Below are 20,419 nucleotides of genomic sequence, written 5' to 3' on the forward strand. Positions count from 1 at the left end.
CCGAATCGAAATAGCCCGCGTTTGCATTGAGTAGCGTCTGCAATTATTGTTTACGCTTGCAAGTCGTCTCTGCAAGGTTTCGCGGGCCTTTCCCCGCCGACCGTCCCCACACGCTCTCCCCGGAAAGGGGTACGTCGTGCCTCTCGCACTGTTGGCCCTGGCCATCGGAGCCTTCGGCATCGGAACCACCGAGTTCGTCATCCTGGGCCTGTTGCCCGAGGTCGCCGGCACGTTCGAGGTCTCGATCACCACCGCGGGCCTCCTGGTCAGCGGATACGCGATCGGCGTACTCCTCGGTGCCCCGTTGATGACCGTCCTGGGCACCCGGGTCTCCCGCAAACGCATGCTGATCCTGCTGATGGGCCTGTTCGTGCTCGGCAACGTGCTGACCGCGCTCGCCCCGGCCTTCGGGATGATCCTGCTCGGCCGGGTGGTCGCGTCCTTCACCCATGGCGCGTTCTTCGGCATCGGCTCCGTGGTCGCCGCCGACCTGGTCGCGCCGGACCGCAAGGCGGCGGCGCTGTCCACCATGTTCACCGGCCTGACGTTGGCCAACGTGGTGGGCGTGCCGCTGGGCACGCTGATCGGGCAGTCGGTGAGCTGGCGGCTGACCTTCCTCCTGGTCGCCGCGGTCGGCGTGCTCGGCGCCGTGGGCATCGCCCGCCTGGTACCCGAACAGCCCCGGCCCGAGGGTGTCCACCTACGGCACGAACTCGCGGTGTTCCGCAACGTCCAGGTGCTGCTCGCGATGGGGATGACCGTGCTCGGCTTCGGCGGGGTCTTCGCCGCGCTCACCTACGTCAAGCCGATGATGACCGACGTCGCGGGCTTCTCCGAGGGCGCCGTCACCTGGCTGCTGGTGGTGGTGGGCCTGGGCATGCTGGTCGGCAACGCGGTCGGCGGCCGGCTGGCCGACCGGCACCCGATGTCGCTGCTGTTCGGCTCGTTGATCGCGCTCGCCGGCGTCCTGGCGCTGTTCACCGTGACGGCGCACGACCGGGTCGGATCCGTGCTCACCCTGTTCCTGATCGGCGCGCTCGGCTTCGCCACCGTGCCGTCGCTGCAAAAGCGGGTGATGGACAACGCCGCCGGCGCGCCGACCCTGGCCTCCGCGGTCAACATCGGCGCGTTCAACCTCGGCAACGCGATCGCTGCGTGGCTGGGCGGCCTGGTGATCGACGCCGGCCACGGCTACGCGTCGGCGAACTGGGTCGGCGCCGGGCTGGCGCTCGGCGCACTGGCCCTGGCGGTGTCGGCCCGGGCACTGGAACGGCGTACGCCCACCCGTTCGCGCACGGTCGCCGGACACCTCCCCGGTGTGGCCGAGGCCGCCGGCGGGCAGAGCGGGCAGGGTGACTCCGGCGTGCCGGAGTCGGCGACCCCTCGGCCCGTCGGGCTTCCCGGCTGACCGCGAGCCCCTCCCATCCCCCATCCAGCCCCCATCCCCACCCCCCACCACGAAGGACCGTTTCCATCATGAGTTCCACCCCCGTACCCGACGTCACCCTCAACAACGGCGTCACCATCCCGCAGCTCGGCTTCGGGGTCTTCCAGGTCGGCGACGACGAGGCCACCGCCGCCGTGACAAACGCCATCGAGGTGGGTTACCGCAGCATCGACACCGCCGCGATCTACGGCAACGAGGCGGGTGTCGGCCGGGCCCTGGCCGCCTCCTCCGTCCCGCGCGAGGAGCTGTTCGTCACCACCAAGTTGTGGAACACCGAACAGGGTTACGACTCGACGCTCGCCGCGTTCGAGGAGAGCGCGCGGCTGCTCGGCCTGGACTACGTGGACATGTACCTGATCCACTGGCCGGCGGCGAGCCGGGACAGCTACCTGGACACCTGGCGCGCGTTCGAGAAGCTGCTCGCGGACGGCCGGGTGCGCACGATCGGGGTGTCCAACTTCCAACCCGAGCACCTGACCCGACTGCTCGACCACACCGCCGTGGTGCCCTCGGTCAACCAGGTCGAACTGCACCCCTACCTCCAGCAGGGCCGGGTCCGCGCGTACGACCGGGCACACGAGATCGCGACCGAGGCGTGGAGTCCGCTGGGCAAGGGCGGCGCGCTGCTGGCGGACCCGGTGATCACCGAGGCGGCTCGCGCGCACGGCAAATCGCCCGCCCAGGTGGTGCTGCGCTGGCACCTGCACCTGGGGAACATCGTCATCCCCAAGTCGGTCACGCCCGCACGGATCCGGGAGAACTTCGAGGTGTTCGACTTCGACCTGGACGCGGCCGAACTGGACGCGATCGGCCGGCTCGACCGGGGCGAGCGGCTCGGCCCGGACCCGGACGAGGTCGACTGAGGCCGACCGCGCCGACGGTCAGCGGCGTCGCGGCTCGACCAGCGCCGGATGCGCGGGATGGTCGTAGCGCACGGTCAGGTCTGCCTCGGTCGTGGGCACGATCTCCTCGGCGTAGCGGGTCAGTGCCTCGATGGTCCAGGCGTCCTCGGCGGGGGTGCGCCGGCGCAGCGCCCCCGGGGACAACCACAGATGCACCGTCAGCTCCAGCGGCAGGCCCTTGCCGAGCAGCAGCGGCCCGTCCAGGAGCAGTACCCCGCCCTCGGGCAACACGGTGTAGTCGGCGCGGGTGGCCCGGTCCCGGGCCGCGTCCCACAGGCTCGGCAACACCCGCCCGGTGCCGCCGGCCGCCAGCGGTTCCAACACCTCGCGGCGCAGCCCGGCGTCGTCCAGCCAGCCCCACAGGTACGACTCGGCGTCGGTGTGCCCGTACTCCAGGCGCACCGACGCCGGCCGCAGGAAGTCGCGGGCCCGCACCCGCAACACCGGATGCCCGCGCAGGCGCAGCGGCGCCACCAACGCGTCGGCGAGCGCGCCCGGTTCGGCGGCGTCCGCGCCGTCCAGGGCCACCCGGGTCCACGGCCGGTCGGCGGCGCGCCGGGCGATCGCCTCGACCAACTCGTCCACCAGGGCGGTCGGGGTGATCGGTCGTACGTTCACCATCGGCGCGCCGGGCGGGGTGCGTTCGGTGTGGTCATGGGGCCATTGTCGACCGCGCCGATCCAACGGATGCGCCCGACCCGGCCCGCGGTGTGCCGGCCCGCGCGGTTCGGGCCGAGGGCGGCCGTGGGGGAGGTGGGCGTGGGAAGGCGGGCGGGCGTCAGAAGGTGGGCATGGGCGGCATTTGCGGGGCCTGGACCACCGGTGCGGGTACCTCCACGAAGCCGCCGGAGATGCCCTGGTGCACACCCACCACGGCCGGACGCAGGTCGTGCAGCACGTCGTCCTCACCGATCACGCCGCCCGGGCCGCCCGGGCCGATCCGGCTGGTCTCGCTCGTGATGGTTTCCGCGTTTGTGTCGGCGAGCGCGGGGGCGGCCGGGGTCAGGGCGAGCAGGGCGCCGACCGTCGCGGCGGTGAGCGGCGGGGTGATGCGCATGGGGCTCCGTTCATGGATGGTTCGCTGGTGCCGCACGGTGTGTGCGGCACCAGCGAACGCGGTCGGCTGCGCCGAGTGGGGGAATCTCACCCGTTCGAGGGCGTGTCGCCTTGCCCGGCGCGACCGGTCAGTGCTCCGGCGCGATCAACTCCGCCGCGAGCGTGCCGGCGGCCAGCGCGCGGGTGTCGCCGGAGCGGGCGAACACGTCCACCGCGGTGTCCACGAGCTTGATCACGTGCTCGTCGCCGTGCGCGAGGGCGCGCTGCCCGGCCTCGACGGGATCGGGCGCGGGAGCGGGCGTCCCGCTCGCGTCCTCGCGACCCGAGTAGACCGCGAAAACCGCGCTGCTGGTGGCCCAGGCCGTGGTGTACGAGGGGATCCACTGCTCACGCGGCAGCGCCGGCAACACCCGCGACACCGCGCTCGGGGCGGTCACCGCGTGCACGTTCATCACCCCGCTGCCGTGTCCGCGGCGCAGGTAGCGCAGGGTGGCCGCGTGCACGGTGTCGGCGAGCAGCGTCCGCGCCTGCTCGGGGGTCGTGGCCTCCTGCACCGACAGGGTCGGGGTCAGCCACGCGTCCCACCCGGCCAGGAAGTCGAGCCGGCGGCTGATGTGGTCCTTCTCCTCGATCGGCAGGGGCGGGACCGCGTCCAGGGCCTCGAACGGCGTGCGGCCCCCCGCGAGCCGCGGCAGTTCGGGCAGGGCCTGGTTGCTGGACGCGAAGTACGCCATCGCGTGGGCGAACTCGGCGAGGCGGACCGGGCTCTCGCCGAGGTCCAGCAGGGCACGAACCGCGTGTCCGACCCGGATCACCCCGTGGGTGGCGCCGCCGGGCAGTCCCGGGAGCAGCCTGGGCCACCACAGCGCGAGCACCTCGCGCCACGGCCGTTCGGCGATCTCGTCGGTGAACAGGGCGATCCAGTCGCCATCCCGGGCGCGGTCGCCCAGCGCCTCGCGCCACGCGTCGCGGGCGATGCGCTCGGTGGGTCGCGAAACCGGTTCGAGCCGGCGGGTGTAGGAGTCGAGCCAAGCGGGCACGGCTTCCCACTGGCCCGCGTGCACGAGGGCTTCGACGGCCATCGGCCCGTGATTGGACAGCTTGTCGTCGAATTCGGAGCCGGTGCGGTGCAGACGTGCGAATGCTTCGTCCAGGGCTTCGGCGGCTTGTTGTCGCATCGTTCGTTTCCTTCGTGTGCCGAGTGTGGACCGGGGACTTCCGGTTAGGACAGTTAAGTCTTGCCTAACTTGCCGGTATTCCCGGGAGAAGCATAGGGTCGACTCTGTCACCGCAACCACTGCGCAGGAGGAACTCCCGTGGCCGACAAGGTCTACACGCTCCCCGACCTGACCTACGACTACGCCGCCCTGGAGCCGCACATCAGCGGCGCCATCATGGAGCTGCACCACGACAAGCACCACGCGGCGTACGTGGCCGGTGCCAACACCGCCCTCGAGCAGCTCGCCGACGCCCGCGACAAGGAGGCGTACGGCACCATCTCCAAGCTGGAGAAGGACCTGGCCTTCCACGTCTCGGGCCACGTGCTGCACAGCCTGTTCTGGACCAACCTGGGCCCGACCGGCAACGGCGAGCCCACCGGTGACCTGGCCGAGCAGATCGGGGTCGACTTCGGCGGCTTCGAGCAGTTCCGCGCGCACATGACGCAGACCGCGATGACGGTGCAGGGGTCGGGCTGGTCCGTTGCCGCGTGGGAGCCGCTGTCGCAGCGCATCGTGGTCACCCAGGTCTACGACCACCAGGGCAACATCCCGCAGGGCACCGTGCCGCTGCTCGCGATCGACGCGTGGGAGCACGCGTTCTACCTCCAGTACAAGAACGTCAAGGCGGACTTCTTCAAGGCCGTGTGGAACGTCTTCAACTGGGACGACGTCGCCGCGCGCCTTTCGGCCGCCAAGGGCGCCTGAGGAACGACGTCCGGTCCGGGGCCGCGCGGGGGTTCCCCCCCCGTGCGGCCCCGTCCGGTGGGGGTGGACACACACTCGGGGCACTCGGGACGAACGAGGGAGGCGAGCGGGGTGAGCGAGCAGGACGCGTTCGCACTGTTGCCCGAGACCCGGCGGGAGATATTGCGGCGCCTCAAGGGCGCGGGCGAACTGCGCGCGGAGGAGTTGGCCGAGGCGGTCGGGATGACCGCGAGCGGCATGCGCCAGCAGTTGGCCGGACTGGTCGCCGAGGGGTATGTGACCCACCGACAGGCCCGACTGGGGCCGGGGCGGCCGAAGCACGTGTACCGGCTGACCGCGGCCGGCGAGAACCTGTTCCCCCGGCGCTACGGCGACCTGGTCGGGGATCTCCTGGAGACCGCACAGGCCGAGGAACCCGGCTTTGTGGACCGCCTGTTCGACCGGCGCCGGGAGCGGCGCCTGGAGCGCGCCCGGACCCGGACCACCGCGCCCGACCTCGCCGATCGGGTGGCCGCGATCGCCACCATCCTCGACGAGGACGGCTACCTGGCCGCAGCGCGACCGCTGGCGGACGGCGGCGGCTGGCTGATCGTCGAGCAGAACTGCGCGATCTTCGACGTGGCGATCCGCTGCGGCAGCGCGTGCTCGTCGGAACTGGCCTTCCTGCGCGAGGCGTTGCCGGACACCGAGGTGCGGCGGGTGAGCCACATGGTGGCCGGCGCGCCGCACTGCGCGTACGAGATCCGGCCCCGGGGGACCTGGCCCGAGGCGGGGTCGACGCAGGCCGACGAGGGGTCGTCGGGCGCGGAGTAGCTCAGGAGCCCGTGTGCCCGGCCGGGGAGTCGGCGCGACTCCATTCCAGGACACGTTCGCGCAGGGCGGGTTTGCTGATCTTGCCGGTGCCGGTGACCGGCAGCGCGTCGGTGAACACGACCCGGCGCGGGACCTTGAAGCCGGCCAGGTGCGCGCGGCACAGCGCGACCAACTCGTCCGGGTCGATGGTGTGTCCGGCGGTCGGGACCACCACGGCGACCACCCGTTCGCCCCACCGGGTGTCGGGTTCGCCGACCACCGCGACCTCGCGTACGCCGGGGTGTTCGCGCAGGACCGCCTCCACCTCGCGGGCGCTGACGTTCTCCCCGCCGGTGATGATCACGTCCTTCTTGCGGTCCAGGACGTACAGGTAGCCCTCGGCGTCGAGTCGGCCCAGGTCGCCCGTGCGGAACCAGCCCGCCGCGAACTCGCCGGTGTCCACCTGCCAGTAGCCGTCCGCGACCTGCTCGGACCGGACCGAGATCTCGCCGACGGCGCCGGCGGGCAGCGGCCGGCCCGCGTCGTCGACGATCCGGATCTCCACCCCCGGGCCGGGGCGCCCGGCGGCGGTGTACAGGTGCGGGCGATCGTTCGCGGCGTCGCGGTGGTCGGCGGCGTTCAGGAACACCGCGTTGCCCGACAACTCGGTCATCCCGTACCCCTGCCCCAGGCCGCAGCCGAGCAGCGCGCCCACCCGGCGGATCAGCTCGGGGGTGATCGGCGAGGCGCCGTAGCTGATCGAGCGGATGCGCTCGCGCAACCCGTCGCCCTCGCGCACGTGGTCGAGGAGCGCGTCGATCATGGTCGGCGCCAGGGACAGGCTGGTCACCTCGAACTCGCGGGCCACAGACGCCAGTTCGGTCGGGAGATAGCGGCGCAGCACGACCACCGGGCGGCGGGCCAGATGGTGTGCCAACACCTGGTAGCCGGCCACGTGCGCCAGCGGGAAGGGGGTCAGTACGACGGTGTCCGGGTCGACCGGGCGGCAGGCCAGCGAGGCGCGCATGGCCGCGATCAGACCGCGGTGGGTGAGCCGCACGCCCTTGGGCCGGCCGGTGGTGCCGGAGGTGAACAGCAGCCAGGTCAGGGCGGATTCGTCGGCGGCGGGGTCGAAGGCGGCGTCGGTCGGCGGGTCGTCGGCGCTCCACTCGGCACCGGTGTGCTCGGCGGTGACGGCCGCGTCCAGTTCCAGGCTCGGGCCGCCCGGCCAGGCGAGTGTGCCGAGCAGGTCGGCGTCGCCGAGGAGCAGTTCCGCGCCGGAGCGGGCGAGTTGGTCGGCCCATTCGCGCGGGTGCAGCCGGGGGTTGAGCGGGACCAGGACGCGCCCGGCCCACGGGACGCCGTAGTAGGCGGCGACGTACTCGGCCCGATTGTGCGCGAGGATCGCGACCCGGGCGCCGGGCGACGTGCGCTTCGCCACATTCGTGGCCAGGGCTCGGGAGCGCGCGGTCAGTTCGGCGAACGTCCAGGACGTGGTGGGCGGGTCGGCGACCGCTGTGGCCGCCGGGGTGCGGAACGGGTGTCCGGGGACGATCAGCGCGGTGCGATCGGGTACCTCCCGAGCCGCGGCGACCAGGATCTCGTGCAGCAGCATGGGGCCTCCGACCTTCTCGCCGGGACGCTACCGCAGGTGGGCGGCGGGTTCGGGGGGCGGGCCGGGATTTCGGCTGTCGGGACCCGGGGCGGTGGGGGAGGATCGTCGGGGCCGGCCGCGATCGGGCGGTCGTCGTCGATTCGGAGGGCATGCTCGATGAGTACTGTGAACCAGGCCGCCAACGCCGATCGTTACGCCGAATTCCTGGCCCTGCATCGGGCCGACACGCCACTGGTGTTGCCGAACGCGTGGGACCACGCCACGGCGGCGGCGCTGGTCGAGCGCGGGTTCCCGGCGATCGGGACGACGAGCCTGGGCGTCGCGATCGCGGTGGGCAAGCCGGACGGGGTCGGCGGCACGCGTGAGGAGACGGTTCGCCTGGGGGCCGGGATCGCGCGGCTGCCGGTGCCGGTCAGCGTCGACGTCGAGGGTGGTTTCGCCGAGCGCCCGGAGGACGTCGCGGCGCTGGGGGCCGAGCTGGTACGGGCCGGGGTGGCGGGGATCAACATCGAGGACGGGCGGGCCGACGGGACGCTGACCGACGCGGACCACCAGGTCGCGGTGATCGCCGCGATCAAGCAGGCCGCGCCGACGCTGTTCGTCAACGCGCGCACGGACACGTACTGGGCGGGCGGCCCGGACGCCTCGCCGGACGAGACGGTGCGGCGGATCCGGGCCTACCGGGCGGCGGGGGCCGACGGCGTGTTCGTACCGGGCGTCCAGGACGAGGCCGTGATCGAGAAGCTGGTGGGCGCCACCGACGCGCCGCTGAACATCCTGTACAGCCCCACCGGCCTGTCCCGGGCCCGCCTCGCGCAGCTCGGCGTGCGACGGATCAGCACGGGGTCGCTGCTGTTCCGGGTCGCGGTGAGCAGCGCGGTGGACCTGGCGTGGTCGGTCGCGCACGACGGCGCCGCGACGGCGGGCGACGCGCCGACGTACGCACAGGCGCAGGCGATGTCGGAGGTGTACCGGGCGCACTGAGACCGGCGCCGCGGCTTTCCGAAGGCCGACGGTGTCGGCGGGTGGGCCGGGGCGCGGGGGGTGGGGTGCGGCGCGGCATACTGCTGGGGCGGGGCCGGGACGGCTTCGCCGGACTCGGCCGGCTCGATCGTGAAAGACCTGATCTCGATGACGTTGCACGTTCCGCCGACCATCACCGCGGATTTCCGGGACTTCTGGCAGGAACGACACCTGTGCCTGCTGGTCACGCACCGCCCCGACGGCACGCCGCACCAGGTGCCCGTCGGCGCCACGTACGACGACGTGTCCGGGATCGCCCGGGTCATCTCGCACGGCGCGAGCAAGAAGGTCCGCAACGTGCTCGCGGCGGCACCGGGCGCCCGCGTCGCGCTCTCCCAGGTCGCCGGGCGGCGCTGGTCCACGCTGGAGGGGATCGCGACGGTCAACCGCGATCCGGAGGCCGTCGCCGAGGCGGTGCGGCGGTACACCGAGCGCTACCGCGAGCCGAGGGTGAATCCGGAGCGGGTGGTGATCGAGATCGCGGTGACTCGGCGGATGGGGACGGTGTAGGGGCGGGGCCGCGCTCGACCACCGTGGGGTGGGGTGTACCGGCCGTCGGGGCGTAGCCTGCCGGGAGAGTGCGGGTACACCGATTCGAACGGGGATGGGTCGATGACACAGGTTGCCGTGGTCACCTTCGACGGCTTCAACGAACTGGACAGCTTCGTGGCGGCGGCCATCGTCAACCGCTGTCGGCACGACGGTCTGACGGCCTACATCACCACGCCCACGCCGACGGTCACCTCGATGAACGGCGTGGAGGTCACCGGACAACGCACGTTCGACTTCATCCCCGAGGCCGACGTGGTGTTGATCGGCAGCGGCATCAGGACCCGCGACGTGGTCGCCGACGACACGCTGCTCGCGGGTCTGCCGCTCGACCCCGGCCGGCAACTCGTCGGCTCCCAGTGCTCCGGCGCCCTGGTCCTGGCCCGACTCGGCCTGCTGACCGACCTGCCCGCCTGTACCGACGCCACCTCCCGGCCGTGGGTCGAGGCGGCCGGCGTCGAGGTTCTGGACGCCCCGTTCCACGCGTCCGGCCCGATCGCCACCGCCGGCGGCTGCATGGCCTCGCAGTATCTGGCCGCCTGGACGATCTCCCGCACACTGGGCGAGGCGGCGGCCCGGGCGGCGATCGACTACGTGGCCCCGGTCGGGGAGAAGCAGTCCACCGTGGAGCACGTGTTCCGGGTCCTGCGCGCGGGCGAGCGCGTGACGACGGGCTGACCGGGCCCGGCGACGCCGCCGCTACGCCGCGATTCCCGCCGCCCTTAGGCGGGCCTCGACCCCCGTCCACGTCGGCTCCACCGGGTCCGGTCGGTGGGTGCCGACGTCGAGGTCCTTGAAGCCGCTGGACGTGGCCACGCAGACCACCGGCCCCTCGATCGGCCCGTGTGCCCGCAGGCCCGCCAGGCCCGCCGCGGCGGAGGTTTCCACCCAGATCCCCTGGCGGCTCAACTCCGCGCGGGCCGCAGTCAGTTGGGCGTCGGTGAGGAGCAGGGCCCGCCGTTCGTCGTGTTCCACGGCCAGGACGCCCCGGTAGCCGCCGACGGGGCAGTCGATCGCGTACGCGGTGGTGCGGCCGACCGGGACGTGTGCGGCCGGCAGGCCCGCGCGCACCGCCGCGGCCAGGGGTCCGCCGGCGGCCGGCTCGCACGAGAACAGCCGGGGCGTGCGGTCGGTCAGGCCGAGGCGGCGGAGTTCGGCGAAGCCCTTCCACACCCCGAACAGCAGCTCGCCGTAGCCGGTCGGGACGAACACCGCCGCCGGGACGCCGAGTTCGGCGTGGATCTCGTACGCGATGGTCTTGTAGCCCTCGGGGCCGAAGGCGTGGCCGGTGTGCGTGGTGGTGAGGTTGCTCAGCGGATGGAAGCCGAGCCGGTCGACGATCTCGCGCATCAGCCCCCACCGCGCCTCGGCCGGTACGGGCAGCACGGTCGCGCCGTACGCCTCCAGGAACGAGTACACCGCCGGCGGCGCGTCCGAGGACGCCAGCACCACCGCCGGCAGCCCGGCCCGGGCCGCGAAGGCCGCCGCCGACGCGCCGTGGTTGCCGGAGGAGGACACCACGACGCCGGGCGCGCCCACGGCGAGCGCGGCGGAGACCGTACAGCGGTTGATCCGGTCCTTGTGGCTCCAGGTGGGGTTGCGCGACTCGTCCTTGACGTACACCCCGTCGCCGAACTCGATCAGCGGCGTGTCGCCCTCGCCCAGTCCGGACCCGAGCAGCGGCGGCAACAGCGGCGCCCAGCGGGCCAGTCCGGCGCGCGGGCCACCCGGCGCGAACAGCTTCGGCTCGACCCGGTCGTAGGCGTAGTCCACCTCGACCGGATAGGCGACCTCGTCGGTGCCCGTCACCGGACACCCGGACACCAGCGGCGGCCACAGCGGAAACTCGACGCTCGGATCGCCCAGCGAACGCTGCACCGTGGCCAGCGATTCCCCCGGACCGGACGGGCTCGACCGGGGTGTGGCAACTTCGGAGATCATGACCGTCGAGCCTAACGCCGCGCCTGCGCCTCCGGGGGATTCGCCCGCGGCGCCGGGCGGTTCGTCGAACGCACCGCGTGCCAGTCGTGGGTGTCGGTCAGGTTGGCATCGGCCTGGCGCGCGGCCTCGGCCGGGTCGCGGTCGCGCAGCGCGCGGAGCAGGTCCTCGTGGCCCGCGGGTGCCGCGCCCTGGTAACCCGGGTCGGTCCAGGAGTCGGCCACCGAGGCCCGCACCGGGCCGGACAGATTGCGGTACAGCTCGGCCAGCAGCGGATTGTGCGCCGCGTCGGCGACGCCCAGGTGGAACTCCCAGTCGGCGGTGATCCACGCGTCGAAGTCGCGCGCGTCCCACGCCGCCCGGCGCCGGCGCAGCGCGTCGTCGAGCGCGGCCAGGTCGCTCTCCTCGGCACGGATCGCGGCGAGCCGGGCGGCCTGGAGGTCGAGTGCCTGGCGTACCTCCAGGACCTGGCCGATGTCGCTGCCGCCGTAGAGGCGTTCGACCGCGCCGGAGAGTTCGCTGACGGCCCGGACGTAGGTGCCGTCGCCCTGGCGCACGTCCAGCAGGCCCGCGTGGGCGAGCGCGCGCACCGCCTCGCGCAGCGTGCCCCGGGCCACCTGGAGCTGTGTCATCAGTTCGGGCTCGGGCGGGATGCGGTCGCCGACCGGCCAGTCACCGGAGGTGATCCGCTCGCGCAGCCGGGCGATCACCTCGGCGGACAGCGCCGGCCGGCGCACGGATTCGAGGCTGCTCATCGCGCGCGGACTCCTGACCTGGGACGTCGGCGGCGACCGGGACGGCCGCCCCTCGGGCGACGACGGAAACTCGACGGATGGAATTCGCCGACCGGCCGCGAAACCCTCGCCGGACCTCAGGATACCTCCGTATACGTCGGATGATCGGACGTCATCTGGACAGGATTCATCAGACGTCTTACCTTTGATCCATGACTTCCGCCGTCCCCGCCCCCACCTCGCTCGCGGTGCCGACCGCCGCCGATCCGGCCGCTCGTCGGCGGGCCGCGTGGCTGGCCGGTGTGGGCATCGTGCTGATCGCGTTCAACCTGCGGCTCGGCATCAGCAGCGCGGCGGCGCTCCTGGAGGCGCTGCGCGACACGCTGGGCTTCGGCTCGGTGACGGCGTCGCTGCTGCCCACCCTGCCGACCCTGTGCTTCGCCGCCGCCGGGCTGACCGCCTCGCCGCTGGCCCGCCGGTTCGGCACCGAGCACGCGGTCCTGGTGGCGCTGGTCGCGCTCGCCGCCGGGCTGGGTCTGCGGATGGTGCCGGCCACCTGGGCGCTGCTGACCGGCACCGTCGTGGGCATGTCGGGGCTGGCCGTGGGCAATGTGCTGCTGCCCGCCCTGCTGCGCGGACACTTCCCGCACCGCGTGTCGGTGCTGACCGGGGTGTACACGACGGTGATGGCGCTGGGCGCGACATTGGCCGCCGCGGTGGCCGTGCCGGTGGCCGACGGGCTCGACTCGCCCTCGCTGGGCCTGGCCGTGTGGGCGATCCCGGCGGTGGCGGCGCTGCTCGTGTGGTCGCTGGTCCGGGCCCCGCACGCGGTGGCGGGCGGCACCGGGGCCGCGGGGCATGTATCGCCGTGGGCGATGGCGCGCACCCGTCTGGGCCGCCTGGTCACCGCCTACTTCGCGCTGCAGGCGTTGAACTGCTACGCGCTGGTGGGGTGGTTGCCCACGCTGCTGTCGGACCGGGGGATGAGCCACGGCGGCGCGGGCGCGATGTTGGCGATCACCCAGGGCGCGGGCATCCCCGCCACATTCGCGCTGCTCGCGTTCGTGCGGGCCACCGGGCGGCTGCGGCCGGCGTTCGTGCTGGTCTCGGTGAGCATGCTGATCGGCTTCGCCGGCCTGCTGATCGCGCCGGTCGCGGCGCCGGTGTTGTGGGCGGTGGCGGTCGGGGTGGGCTTCTGCTCGTTCCCGCTGGTGCTCTCGGTGATCGGCGGCAGTGGCGCCGGCGCCGCAGAGACGACCGCACTGTCCACGCTGGCCCAGTCGCTCGGCTACGGGGTCGCCGCGACCGGCCCGTTCGCGCTCGGCCTGATGCACGGCGCCACCGGCGGCTGGACGGTGCCGATGGCGGCCCTCGTGGTCACCGCCGTCGGCCAACTCCTGGTCGGCCTGGTGCTCTCCGGCGGCCGCGGCGCGACGGGCGGCGCCGAATCCGAAGCCCCCGAACCCGCCCGGCGGCCCGGTGCCTGACCCACCGGCACCGGACCGCCCATCGGGTTTACAGGACTTCCGCGGCCGGCTGGGCGAACTGCGAGGCGTACAGCCGGGCATAGGCGCCATCCGAGGCCAACAACGCCTCGTGCGTGCCCTGTTCGACGATCGAGCCCGACTCCATCACCAGGATCACGTCCGCGTCGCGGATCGTGGACAACCGGTGCGCGATCACGAAGCTGGTCCGGCCCCGGCGCAGCGAGTTCATCGCCTTTTGGATCAGCACCTCGGTGCGGGTGTCCACCGAACTGGTCGCCTCGTCGAGCACCAGGATCTGCGGCTCGGTCAGGAACGCCCGGGCGATGGTGAGCAGTTGCTTCTCGCCGGCGCTGAGGTTGCCGGCCTCGTCGTCGAGCACGGTGTCGTATCCGTCGGGCAGGGTGCGCACGAAGCGGTCGGCGTGGGTGGCCCGGGCCGCCTCGACGACGCGCTCGCGCGAGACGTCGCCGACGCCGTACGCGATGTTGTCCGCGATCGTGCCACCGATCAGCCACGTGTCCTGGAGCACCATCCCGATCGGCGCGCGCAGGTCCTCGCGGGTCATCGTGGCGATGTCCACACCGTCGACGGTGATCCGTCCCTCGGTGACCTCGTAGAACCGCATCAGCAGGTTCACCAGCGTGGTCTTGCCCGCGCCGGTCGGCCCGACGATGGCCACCGTCTGGCCCGGGTGCACCTCCAGGTCCAGGTTCTCGATCAGCGGCTTGGTCGGCTCGTAGCGGAAGGAGACCCCCTCGAAGGCGACGTGCCCGGTCACCTTCTCCAGGTGTACGGCCGGCTCCGGGTCGGGGGACTGCTCCTTGGCGTCGAGCAGCGCGAACACCCGCTCCGCCGAGGCCACTCCGGACTGGAGCAGGTTGGACATCGCGGCGACCTGGGTGACGGGTCCGTTGAACTCGTACGAGTACTGGATGAACGCCTGGATGTCGCCGAGCGTCATCGCGCCCGAGGACACCCGCAGCCCGCCGATCACCGCGACCAGCACGTAGTTGAGGTTGCCCACGAAGGACATCGCCGGCTGGATCAGGCCGGAGATGAACTGGGCCTTGAACCCGGCCGTGTACAGCGCCTCGTTGTGCTTGTCGAAGACCTCGGCGGACTCCTTCTGCCGGCCGAACACCTTGACCAGCGCGTGGCCGGTGTACATCTCCTCGATGTGCGCGTTGAGCTTGCCGGTGCTCGACCACTGCTTGACGAACTGCGGCTGGGCGCGCTTGCCGATCACCACGGTGACCAGGATCGAGGTGGGCACGCTGATCAGCGCGACCAGCGCGAGCAGCGGGGAGATCCAGAACATCATCACCAGCACGCCGACGATGGTCAGCAGCGAGCGCACGATCTGGCCCATCGCCTGCTGGAGGGTCTGGGCGATGTTGTCGATGTCGTTGGTGGTGCGCGAGAGCACCTCGCCCCGGGGCTGCTTGTCGAAGTAGTTCAGCGGCAGCCGGGACAGCTTGGTCTCGGCCTGCTCGCGCAGCCGGTAGGTGGTGCGTTGCACGATGGTCGCGGTCAGTCGGCCCTGGACGAACGCGAACAACACCGAGCCGGCCACCACCGCGAAGGTGACGAGCAGGATGTCGCGGACGTGGTCGTAGTCGATGCCTCCGCCGCGGCCCGCGCCGGTGAAGATCGCGTCGGTGGCCTTGCCGAGCAGCCGGGGGGTGAGCACCGACAGGCCGACGCCCGCGATGCCGCAGAACAGCAGCGCGTACAGTCGGGCGCGCTCGGGGGCCATCATGCGCAGCAGTCGCCGACTGCTGGCCTTGAAGTGCATCGACTTCTCGATGGGCGGGCCGCCGATCATCCGCGTCATCGGCCCACCGCCGGCCTGCGGTCCCGGGCGGCGGGCGGGGACGGCGGCCTCGGTCTCGGTGTCGCTCTCGGTCTCGCGCGGGCCGGCGCCCTCGTCGGTGGTGGTCACGCCGCCTCCTCCTCGGTGAGCTGGGACAGCACGATCTCGCGGTAGGTGTCGCTGTCGGCCATCAACTCGGCGTGGGTGCCGGTGCCGACCACACGGCCCTCGTCCAGCACCACGATCCGGTCCGCGTGCCGGATGGTGGCCACCCGCTGGGCCACGATCACCACGGTGGCCTCGGCGGTTTCCGCGAGCAGCGCCGCGCGCAGCGCCGCGTCGGTGGCGTAGTCGAGCGCGGAGAACGAGTCGTCGAACAGGTAGATCTCCGGTTTGACCACCAACAGCCGGGCGATCGCCAGGCGTTGCCGCTGGCCGCCGGAGACGTTGCCGCCGCCCTGGGCGATCGGCGCGTCCAGCTTCTCGGGCAGGGCCTCGACGAAGTCGCGGGCCTGGGCGATCTCCAGGGCCCGCCACAACTCCTCGTCGGTGGCGTCCGGATTGCCGTAGCGCAGGTTGGAGGCGACGGTGCCGGAGAACAGGTACGGCTTCTGCGGGACCAGGCCCACCGTGCGCGACAGCAGCCCGGCCTCGAGTTCGCGGGTGTCCACGCCGCCGATCAGCACCGAGCCGCCGGTGACGTCCAACAGGCGCGGAATCAGGCCGAGCAGTGTGGTCTTGCCCGCGCCGGTGCTGCCGATCACCGCGGTGGTCTCGCCGGGCCGGGCGATCAGGTCGATGCCGCGCAGTACCGGCTCCTCCGCGCCGGGATAGCAAAAGCTCACGTCGCGCAGTTCGAGCCGGCCGTGCGCGTGCAGCGCGGTCACCGGTGCCTTCGATACGGTCAGGCTGGTCTCGGTGTCCAGGACCTCGGTGATCCGGTCGGCGCACACCGCCGCGCGCGGGATCATCATGGTCATGAAGGTGGCCATCATGACCGAGGTCAGGATCTGCATCAGGTAGCTGAGGAAGGCGACCAGCGCGCCGATGTCCATCGACCGGTCGCCGATCCGGTGTCCGCCGATCCACACGATGACGATCGCCGAGGTCTCCCATACGAGCAGGACCGACGGATACATGAACGCCATCAGCCGGCCGACGGAGAGCGACACGTCGCGGATGTCCGCGTTGGCGTCCGCGTAGCGGGCCTGTTCGTGGCCGTCGCGGCCGAACGCGCGGATCACCCGGATCCCGGTGATCTGCTCGCGCATGATCCGGTTCACGTTGTCGATCCGGCCCTGCAGCGTGCGAAACAGCGGCGGCATCGCCCGTACGATCCACCCCACGGCGAGGATCAGCACGGGCACGATCAGCAGGAACAGCAGGGACATCGGGACGTCCTGGTTGACCGCCATCAGGATGCCGCCGAAGCACATGATCGGCGCGGACACCATCAGGGTCAGCGCCAACAGCGCCAGCATCTGGACCTGTTGCACGTCGTTGGTGGTGCGGGTGATCAACGACGGGGCGCCGAACCGGCCGACCTCGCGCGCGGAGAAGGTCTGCACCCGGTCGAACACGGCGGAGCGGATGTCGCGGCCCACGCCCATGGCGATGCGGGCACCGAAGTACACGGCTACCGCGGCGCAGACGATCTGGACCAGGGTGACGCCGATCATCACGCCACCGACGCGCAGGATGTAGCCGGTGTCGCCCTCGACCACGCCGTGGTTGATCAGGTCGGCGTTGAGGGTCGGCAGGTACAGGGTGGCGAGGGTCTGGACCAGTTGCAGCAGCACCACCAGGCCGATCGGCTTGGCGTAGGGGCGCAGATGTGCGCGCAGCAGTCGGATCAGCACGATGTCCTCTTCGGGTCAAAGGAGCGCGGCCGACAGGAGGCGGCGGCCCGGAGCGGCCTCGGGCCGGGGCTTGTGCGGGGCGCCGGTCCTGGGCATGGGTCGGGCGCGCGTCGTCGGGGCGGGTCCTGCTCCCGACGGTAGTGCCCGTGGCCGCAACGGTCGATCGGATTGCGCACGACGGCCGGGTGGCGGCGCGGGCGGACGTCGGTGGACGGCGGGCTGTGCATGGCGGATCTCCCCGTGAGTGGTCCAGGATGCCGGACGCGGGTCGGCGACGGTGCCCGGGCGACACGTCGAAACCGTGGAGACTTCGGTTCGAACCGTAGAACTTCAAGTCGACTTGAAGTCAAGACGCGGGCGACCGGGACGCGTCGATGCCCTGGGGTCGTCGCCGGCCCTTGTGCACCGTACACAGCACAGCGGCCCGCCCACCTCGGGGGTGGACGGGCCGCTTGCCGCGTTCGCTGCGGGCGTAGGTCAGTGGATCGAGACGTGCGTTCGCGAGGCGTGGAACGCGGCGACCTTGCCGCCGTGGCCACCACAGCCGTGCGCGATGAGCACGCCGGAGACGGTGGTGTGGTCGACCTCGACGCCGCTTTCGTGCGCCTGGGCGGTACCGGCACCGGCGAACGCGAAGAGGGCGGCACCGGCGACGGCGACCAGGGTGGTACGGATACGCATGTCATCTCCCATGGAGTGGGCGTGAGCAGGGCGAGCTATGAATATCCGAAAAACTGCATATCATGGGAGATTTCCCCTATTCGGGGGTGTGTCGACCGTCGGGTGTGACCCGTTCGGCCGCCGTCACTGCTCCACGAGGGTGAGCCAGTGCGCGTATCGCTCGTCCCTTCCGGTGACCGCCGCGGTGTAAGCGGCCTGGATCTTGCGGGTGATCGGACCGCTGCCCACCTCGCGGTCGTCCAGCGACGCCACCGGGATCACGCCGGCGGCCGTGCCGGTGACCAACACCTCCTCGGCGGTGTACAGATCGCTCCGCAGCAGGTTCTGCACCCGCACCTCCAGGCCCAGGTCGCGGGCCAGGGTGAGCACGGTGTCCTGGGTGATCCCGCGCAGCGCGCCGGCGCTCGGCGGCGGCGTGCAGAGCACGCCCTCGCGCACCGCGAACACGTTGGCCGCGCTGCACTCGCTGACGTACCCGTCCGCGTTCAACAGCAGCGCCTCGTCGTAACCGGCGCGCAGCGCGGCGGTCTTGGCCAGCGCCGAGTTGAGGTAGCCGGCCGTGGCCTTGGCCGCCGGCGGCATCGCGTTGGGGTCGTTGCGCCGCCACGAACTGGTGGCGAGCCGGACGCCGCGCTCGGCGCTGTCGCCGAGGTAGGCGTGCCACTCCCAGCCCGCGATGCTCACCTCGACCGGCAGCCCGGGGCGAAAGCCCGGACCCATCTCGCCGTAGCCCAGGTGCGCGAGGTGGCGCAGGTAGCACTCGTCGTGTCCGTTGACCGCGATCAACTCCAGCGTCGCGGTGCGCAGCGCGGCCGGATCGTAGGGCAGTTCGAAGCCCAGGATGTGCGCGCTTTCCCGGAACCGGCGCAGGTGGTCGTCCAGGCGGAACACGGCGGGGCCCCGCGGGGTGGCGTGCGCGCGGGTGCCTTCGAGCACGCCCGTGCCGTAGTGCAGACCGTTGCTGAGTACGTGCACCTTGGCGTCGGCCCACGGCACGAGCGTGCCGTTCATCCAGATCCGGTCCGCTTCGATCAGTGCCATGGCTGCTCCCACCGGGGTCGCTCGACTCGATGCCGAGAAAGTGGATCGTTGGCAAGCATGTCGATGTGCCACTTGCCAAGTGGCACATTAGCTGCATCGATATTGGTCCACTAGGGGTGTTCGCGGATCGGGACGGCAGGCCGCCGTCCGGCGAACGGGCGGCGGGTCAGGCGTTCTTCGGGGTTTCGCGCCAGGCGGCTTCGAGGAGGTCCACCGCCTGGGACAGGACCGGTTCGGGCCACGCGTAGCTGAGCCGGACGCGGTCGCCGGCGGTGTGCGGCGCGGGGGCGAAGACCGCGCCGGGGGAGACCGCGACGCCGTGGCGCAGCGCGGTGGCGACGAAGTCCTCGCCGTCCACGCCGGGCAGTCGGGCCCACAGGGACAGGCCGCCGCGGGGCGTTGTCCACTCCCATTCGGGCAGGCGCTCGGCGAGTTCGGCGGTGAAGTGGTCGCGGCGCCGGGTCAGATCGGCGAACCACTCGCCTACCCGGGCCGGGCGGCCCGGGTCGCGCAGCAGGTGGATCGCCAGCTGCTGGTCCAGGGTCGAGGTGGCCAGGTCGGTACGTTGTTTGGCCTCGACGAGGAGCGAGCGCACACCCGGGGGCGCGGCGATCCAGCCCAGGCGCAGGCCGCCCCACGTGGTCTTGGACAACGAGCCCAGGCAGACCGTACGGTCCGCCACGTGCTCGATCGCCGAGGCCACCGGCCCGTCGGCCAGGCTCGCGAGCGTGCGGTCCTCGACCAGGAGCCCGCCCTCCTCGGCGGCGACCCGGGCGATCGCCTTCGCCCGACGGGCCGAGACCACCGCGCCCGTCGGGTTGTGCACCGGCAGCGAGAACACGTAGGTGGGCCGATGCCGGCGGATCGCCGCGCGCAGCGCCTCCGGGTCGAAGCCGTGGCGGTCGCCCGGGACCGGGATCGCCTCGGCGCCGAAGCGGTACACCGCCGCGAGCATCCCGGGATACGTGGTCGGCTCGACCAGGACCCGGTCGCCGGGCACGAGCAGCGCGTCGGCGATCAGATGGATCGCCTGCTGCGCCCCCGAGGTCACCACGACGTCGTCGGCGGTGAAGCCGGCGGGCAACTCGTGCGCCGCGATCAGCTCGCGCAGCCGCGGGTCGCCGGTCGGCCCGTAGCCGTCCGGGGGACGGGAGTCGAGCAGGTCCTCGACGCGCAGCGCGGTGTGCGGCAGGAGTGTGGTGTCGGGTACGGCGGCCTTGGCCAGGTCCACGACGATGGTGCCCTCGCGCAGCCAGCGGGCGAAGGTCGGCCGGCCGCCGGCGCGCACGTAGGACCCGCTGCCGTGGCGGCGCTCGACCAGGCCGATCCGGTGCAGCGAGAGATAGGCGGTCGCGACGGTGCCCCGGCTGAACCCGAGGGCGTCGGCGAGCGCACGCTCGGACGGCAGGCGGGTCTCGGCCAGCAACTCGCCGCCCTCGACCAGGTCGCGCAGCGCGTCGGACAGCCGCTCACCACGGGAGCGGCGCTCGTTGCGTCGTGGACGCCCCATACGCTCCCCGAGCACCACGGCGAACTGCTCGACGTCCACGACCACTA

Annotated in this window: 19 protein-coding genes; 8 read left to right on the forward strand and 11 right to left on the reverse strand. The window is 72.2% G+C overall.

The genetic code is table 11. The features are described 5' to 3' along the window. Positions 1-136 precede the first annotated feature (136 nt). Together ACFRCG_RS22065 and ACFRCG_RS22070 are read left to right on the forward strand one after the other, a co-directional pair. Positions 137-1,408 carry an MFS transporter gene (locus ACFRCG_RS22065; RefSeq protein ID WP_380033870.1) on the forward strand — a complete coding sequence of 424 codons (1,272 nt, stop codon included), beginning with the start codon at positions 137-139 and terminating at the stop codon, positions 1,406-1,408. A gap of 68 nt (positions 1,409-1,476) precedes the next feature. Beyond that, positions 1,477-2,310 (forward strand): aldo/keto reductase, encoded by an 834-nt coding sequence (locus ACFRCG_RS22070; RefSeq protein ID WP_380033872.1) that lies wholly within the window; start codon positions 1,477-1,479, stop codon positions 2,308-2,310. Between the two features lie 18 nt (positions 2,311-2,328). Here ACFRCG_RS22070 and ACFRCG_RS22075 read toward each other — a convergent pair whose 3' ends face one another. The 3 genes from ACFRCG_RS22075 to ACFRCG_RS22085 all read right to left on the reverse strand — a co-directional run bounded on the left by ACFRCG_RS22075 (position 2,329) and on the right by ACFRCG_RS22085 (position 4,583). After that, a complete protein-coding gene (locus ACFRCG_RS22075) occupies positions 2,329-2,970 on the reverse strand; it encodes a uridine kinase (RefSeq protein WP_380033874.1) in 642 nt (213 codons plus the stop codon). A gap of 157 nt (positions 2,971-3,127) precedes the next feature. Continuing rightward, positions 3,128-3,406 (reverse strand): hypothetical protein, encoded by a 279-nt coding sequence (locus tag ACFRCG_RS22080; protein WP_380033875.1) that lies wholly within the window; start codon positions 3,404-3,406, stop codon positions 3,128-3,130. Positions 3,407-3,533: 127 nt separating this feature from the next. Beyond that, positions 3,534-4,583 (reverse strand): questin oxidase family protein, encoded by a 1,050-nt coding sequence (locus ACFRCG_RS22085; protein WP_380033877.1) that lies wholly within the window; start codon positions 4,581-4,583, stop codon positions 3,534-3,536. 138 nt (positions 4,584-4,721) lie between these two features. Here ACFRCG_RS22085 and ACFRCG_RS22090 point away from each other — a divergent pair, with 138 nt between their 5' ends. Together ACFRCG_RS22090 and ACFRCG_RS22095 are read left to right on the forward strand one after the other, a co-directional pair. Beyond that, on the forward strand, positions 4,722-5,330 hold the full coding sequence (locus ACFRCG_RS22090; RefSeq protein WP_078974164.1) for a superoxide dismutase: 609 nt from the start codon (positions 4,722-4,724) through the stop codon (positions 5,328-5,330). Positions 5,331-5,441: 111 nt separating this feature from the next. Then, positions 5,442-6,143 carry a helix-turn-helix transcriptional regulator gene (locus ACFRCG_RS22095; protein ID WP_380033879.1) on the forward strand — a complete coding sequence of 234 codons (702 nt, stop codon included), beginning with the start codon at positions 5,442-5,444 and terminating at the stop codon, positions 6,141-6,143. Between the two features lies 1 nt (position 6,144). Here ACFRCG_RS22095 and ACFRCG_RS22100 read toward each other — a convergent pair whose 3' ends face one another. Then, positions 6,145-7,737, reverse strand: coding sequence for a class I adenylate-forming enzyme family protein (locus ACFRCG_RS22100; protein WP_380033881.1), 1,593 nt, complete (start codon positions 7,735-7,737; stop codon positions 6,145-6,147). Positions 7,738-7,893: 156 nt separating this feature from the next. Between ACFRCG_RS22100 and ACFRCG_RS22105 the strand changes: the two genes are divergently transcribed. From ACFRCG_RS22105 to ACFRCG_RS22115, 3 genes are all read left to right on the forward strand, one after another. After that, the gene (locus tag ACFRCG_RS22105) at positions 7,894-8,721 is read left to right on the forward strand and encodes an isocitrate lyase/phosphoenolpyruvate mutase family protein (RefSeq protein WP_380033883.1); all 828 of its coding nucleotides are present in this window, start codon (positions 7,894-7,896) and stop codon (positions 8,719-8,721) included. Positions 8,722-8,868: 147 nt separating this feature from the next. After that, entirely contained in the window at positions 8,869-9,270 is a 402-nt protein-coding gene (locus ACFRCG_RS22110; RefSeq protein ID WP_380001412.1) for a pyridoxamine 5'-phosphate oxidase family protein, read from the forward strand. A gap of 102 nt (positions 9,271-9,372) precedes the next feature. Next, positions 9,373-9,987, forward strand: a complete 615-nt coding sequence (locus ACFRCG_RS22115) for a DJ-1/PfpI family protein (RefSeq protein ID WP_380033884.1) — start codon at positions 9,373-9,375, stop codon at positions 9,985-9,987. Between the two features lie 21 nt (positions 9,988-10,008). Here ACFRCG_RS22115 and ACFRCG_RS22120 read toward each other — a convergent pair whose 3' ends face one another. Together ACFRCG_RS22120 and ACFRCG_RS22125 are read right to left on the reverse strand one after the other, a co-directional pair. Then, positions 10,009-11,250 (reverse strand): pyridoxal-phosphate dependent enzyme, encoded by a 1,242-nt coding sequence (locus ACFRCG_RS22120; RefSeq protein ID WP_380033886.1) that lies wholly within the window; start codon positions 11,248-11,250, stop codon positions 10,009-10,011. An 11-nt stretch (positions 11,251-11,261) separates the two neighbouring features. After that, positions 11,262-12,002 (reverse strand): FadR/GntR family transcriptional regulator, encoded by a 741-nt coding sequence (locus tag ACFRCG_RS22125; protein ID WP_380033888.1) that lies wholly within the window; start codon positions 12,000-12,002, stop codon positions 11,262-11,264. Positions 12,003-12,193: 191 nt separating this feature from the next. On the opposite strand from ACFRCG_RS22125, the gene ACFRCG_RS22130 reads away from it, so the two are divergent. Further along, a complete protein-coding gene (locus tag ACFRCG_RS22130) occupies positions 12,194-13,468 on the forward strand; it encodes an MFS transporter (RefSeq protein ID WP_380033890.1) in 1,275 nt (424 codons plus the stop codon). 28 nt (positions 13,469-13,496) lie between these two features. On the opposite strand, the gene ACFRCG_RS22135 is transcribed toward ACFRCG_RS22130, so the two are convergent. From ACFRCG_RS22135 to ACFRCG_RS22155, 5 genes are all read right to left on the reverse strand, one after another. Continuing rightward, positions 13,497-15,410, reverse strand: a complete 1,914-nt coding sequence (locus ACFRCG_RS22135) for an ABC transporter ATP-binding protein (RefSeq protein ID WP_380033892.1) — start codon at positions 15,408-15,410, stop codon at positions 13,497-13,499. Then, entirely contained in the window at positions 15,407-17,140 is a 1,734-nt protein-coding gene (locus ACFRCG_RS22140) for an ABC transporter ATP-binding protein (RefSeq protein ID WP_380033894.1), read from the reverse strand. The genes ACFRCG_RS22135 and ACFRCG_RS22140 overlap by 4 nt, the downstream gene beginning before the upstream one ends. A 477-nt stretch (positions 17,141-17,617) precedes the next feature. Continuing rightward, a complete protein-coding gene (locus tag ACFRCG_RS22145) occupies positions 17,618-17,821 on the reverse strand; it encodes a hypothetical protein (RefSeq protein WP_380033896.1) in 204 nt (67 codons plus the stop codon). 123 nt (positions 17,822-17,944) lie between these two features. Continuing rightward, on the reverse strand, positions 17,945-18,862 hold the full coding sequence (locus tag ACFRCG_RS22150; RefSeq protein WP_380033898.1) for a branched-chain amino acid transaminase: 918 nt from the start codon (positions 18,860-18,862) through the stop codon (positions 17,945-17,947). Between the two features lie 166 nt (positions 18,863-19,028). Then, positions 19,029-20,411, reverse strand: coding sequence for a PLP-dependent aminotransferase family protein (locus tag ACFRCG_RS22155; protein ID WP_380033900.1), 1,383 nt, complete (start codon positions 20,409-20,411; stop codon positions 19,029-19,031). Positions 20,412-20,419 lie beyond the last annotated feature (8 nt).

It is taken from the genome of Embleya sp. NPDC056575, assembly GCF_042793325.1.
Classification (GTDB): domain Bacteria; phylum Actinomycetota; class Actinomycetes; order Streptomycetales; family Streptomycetaceae; genus Embleya.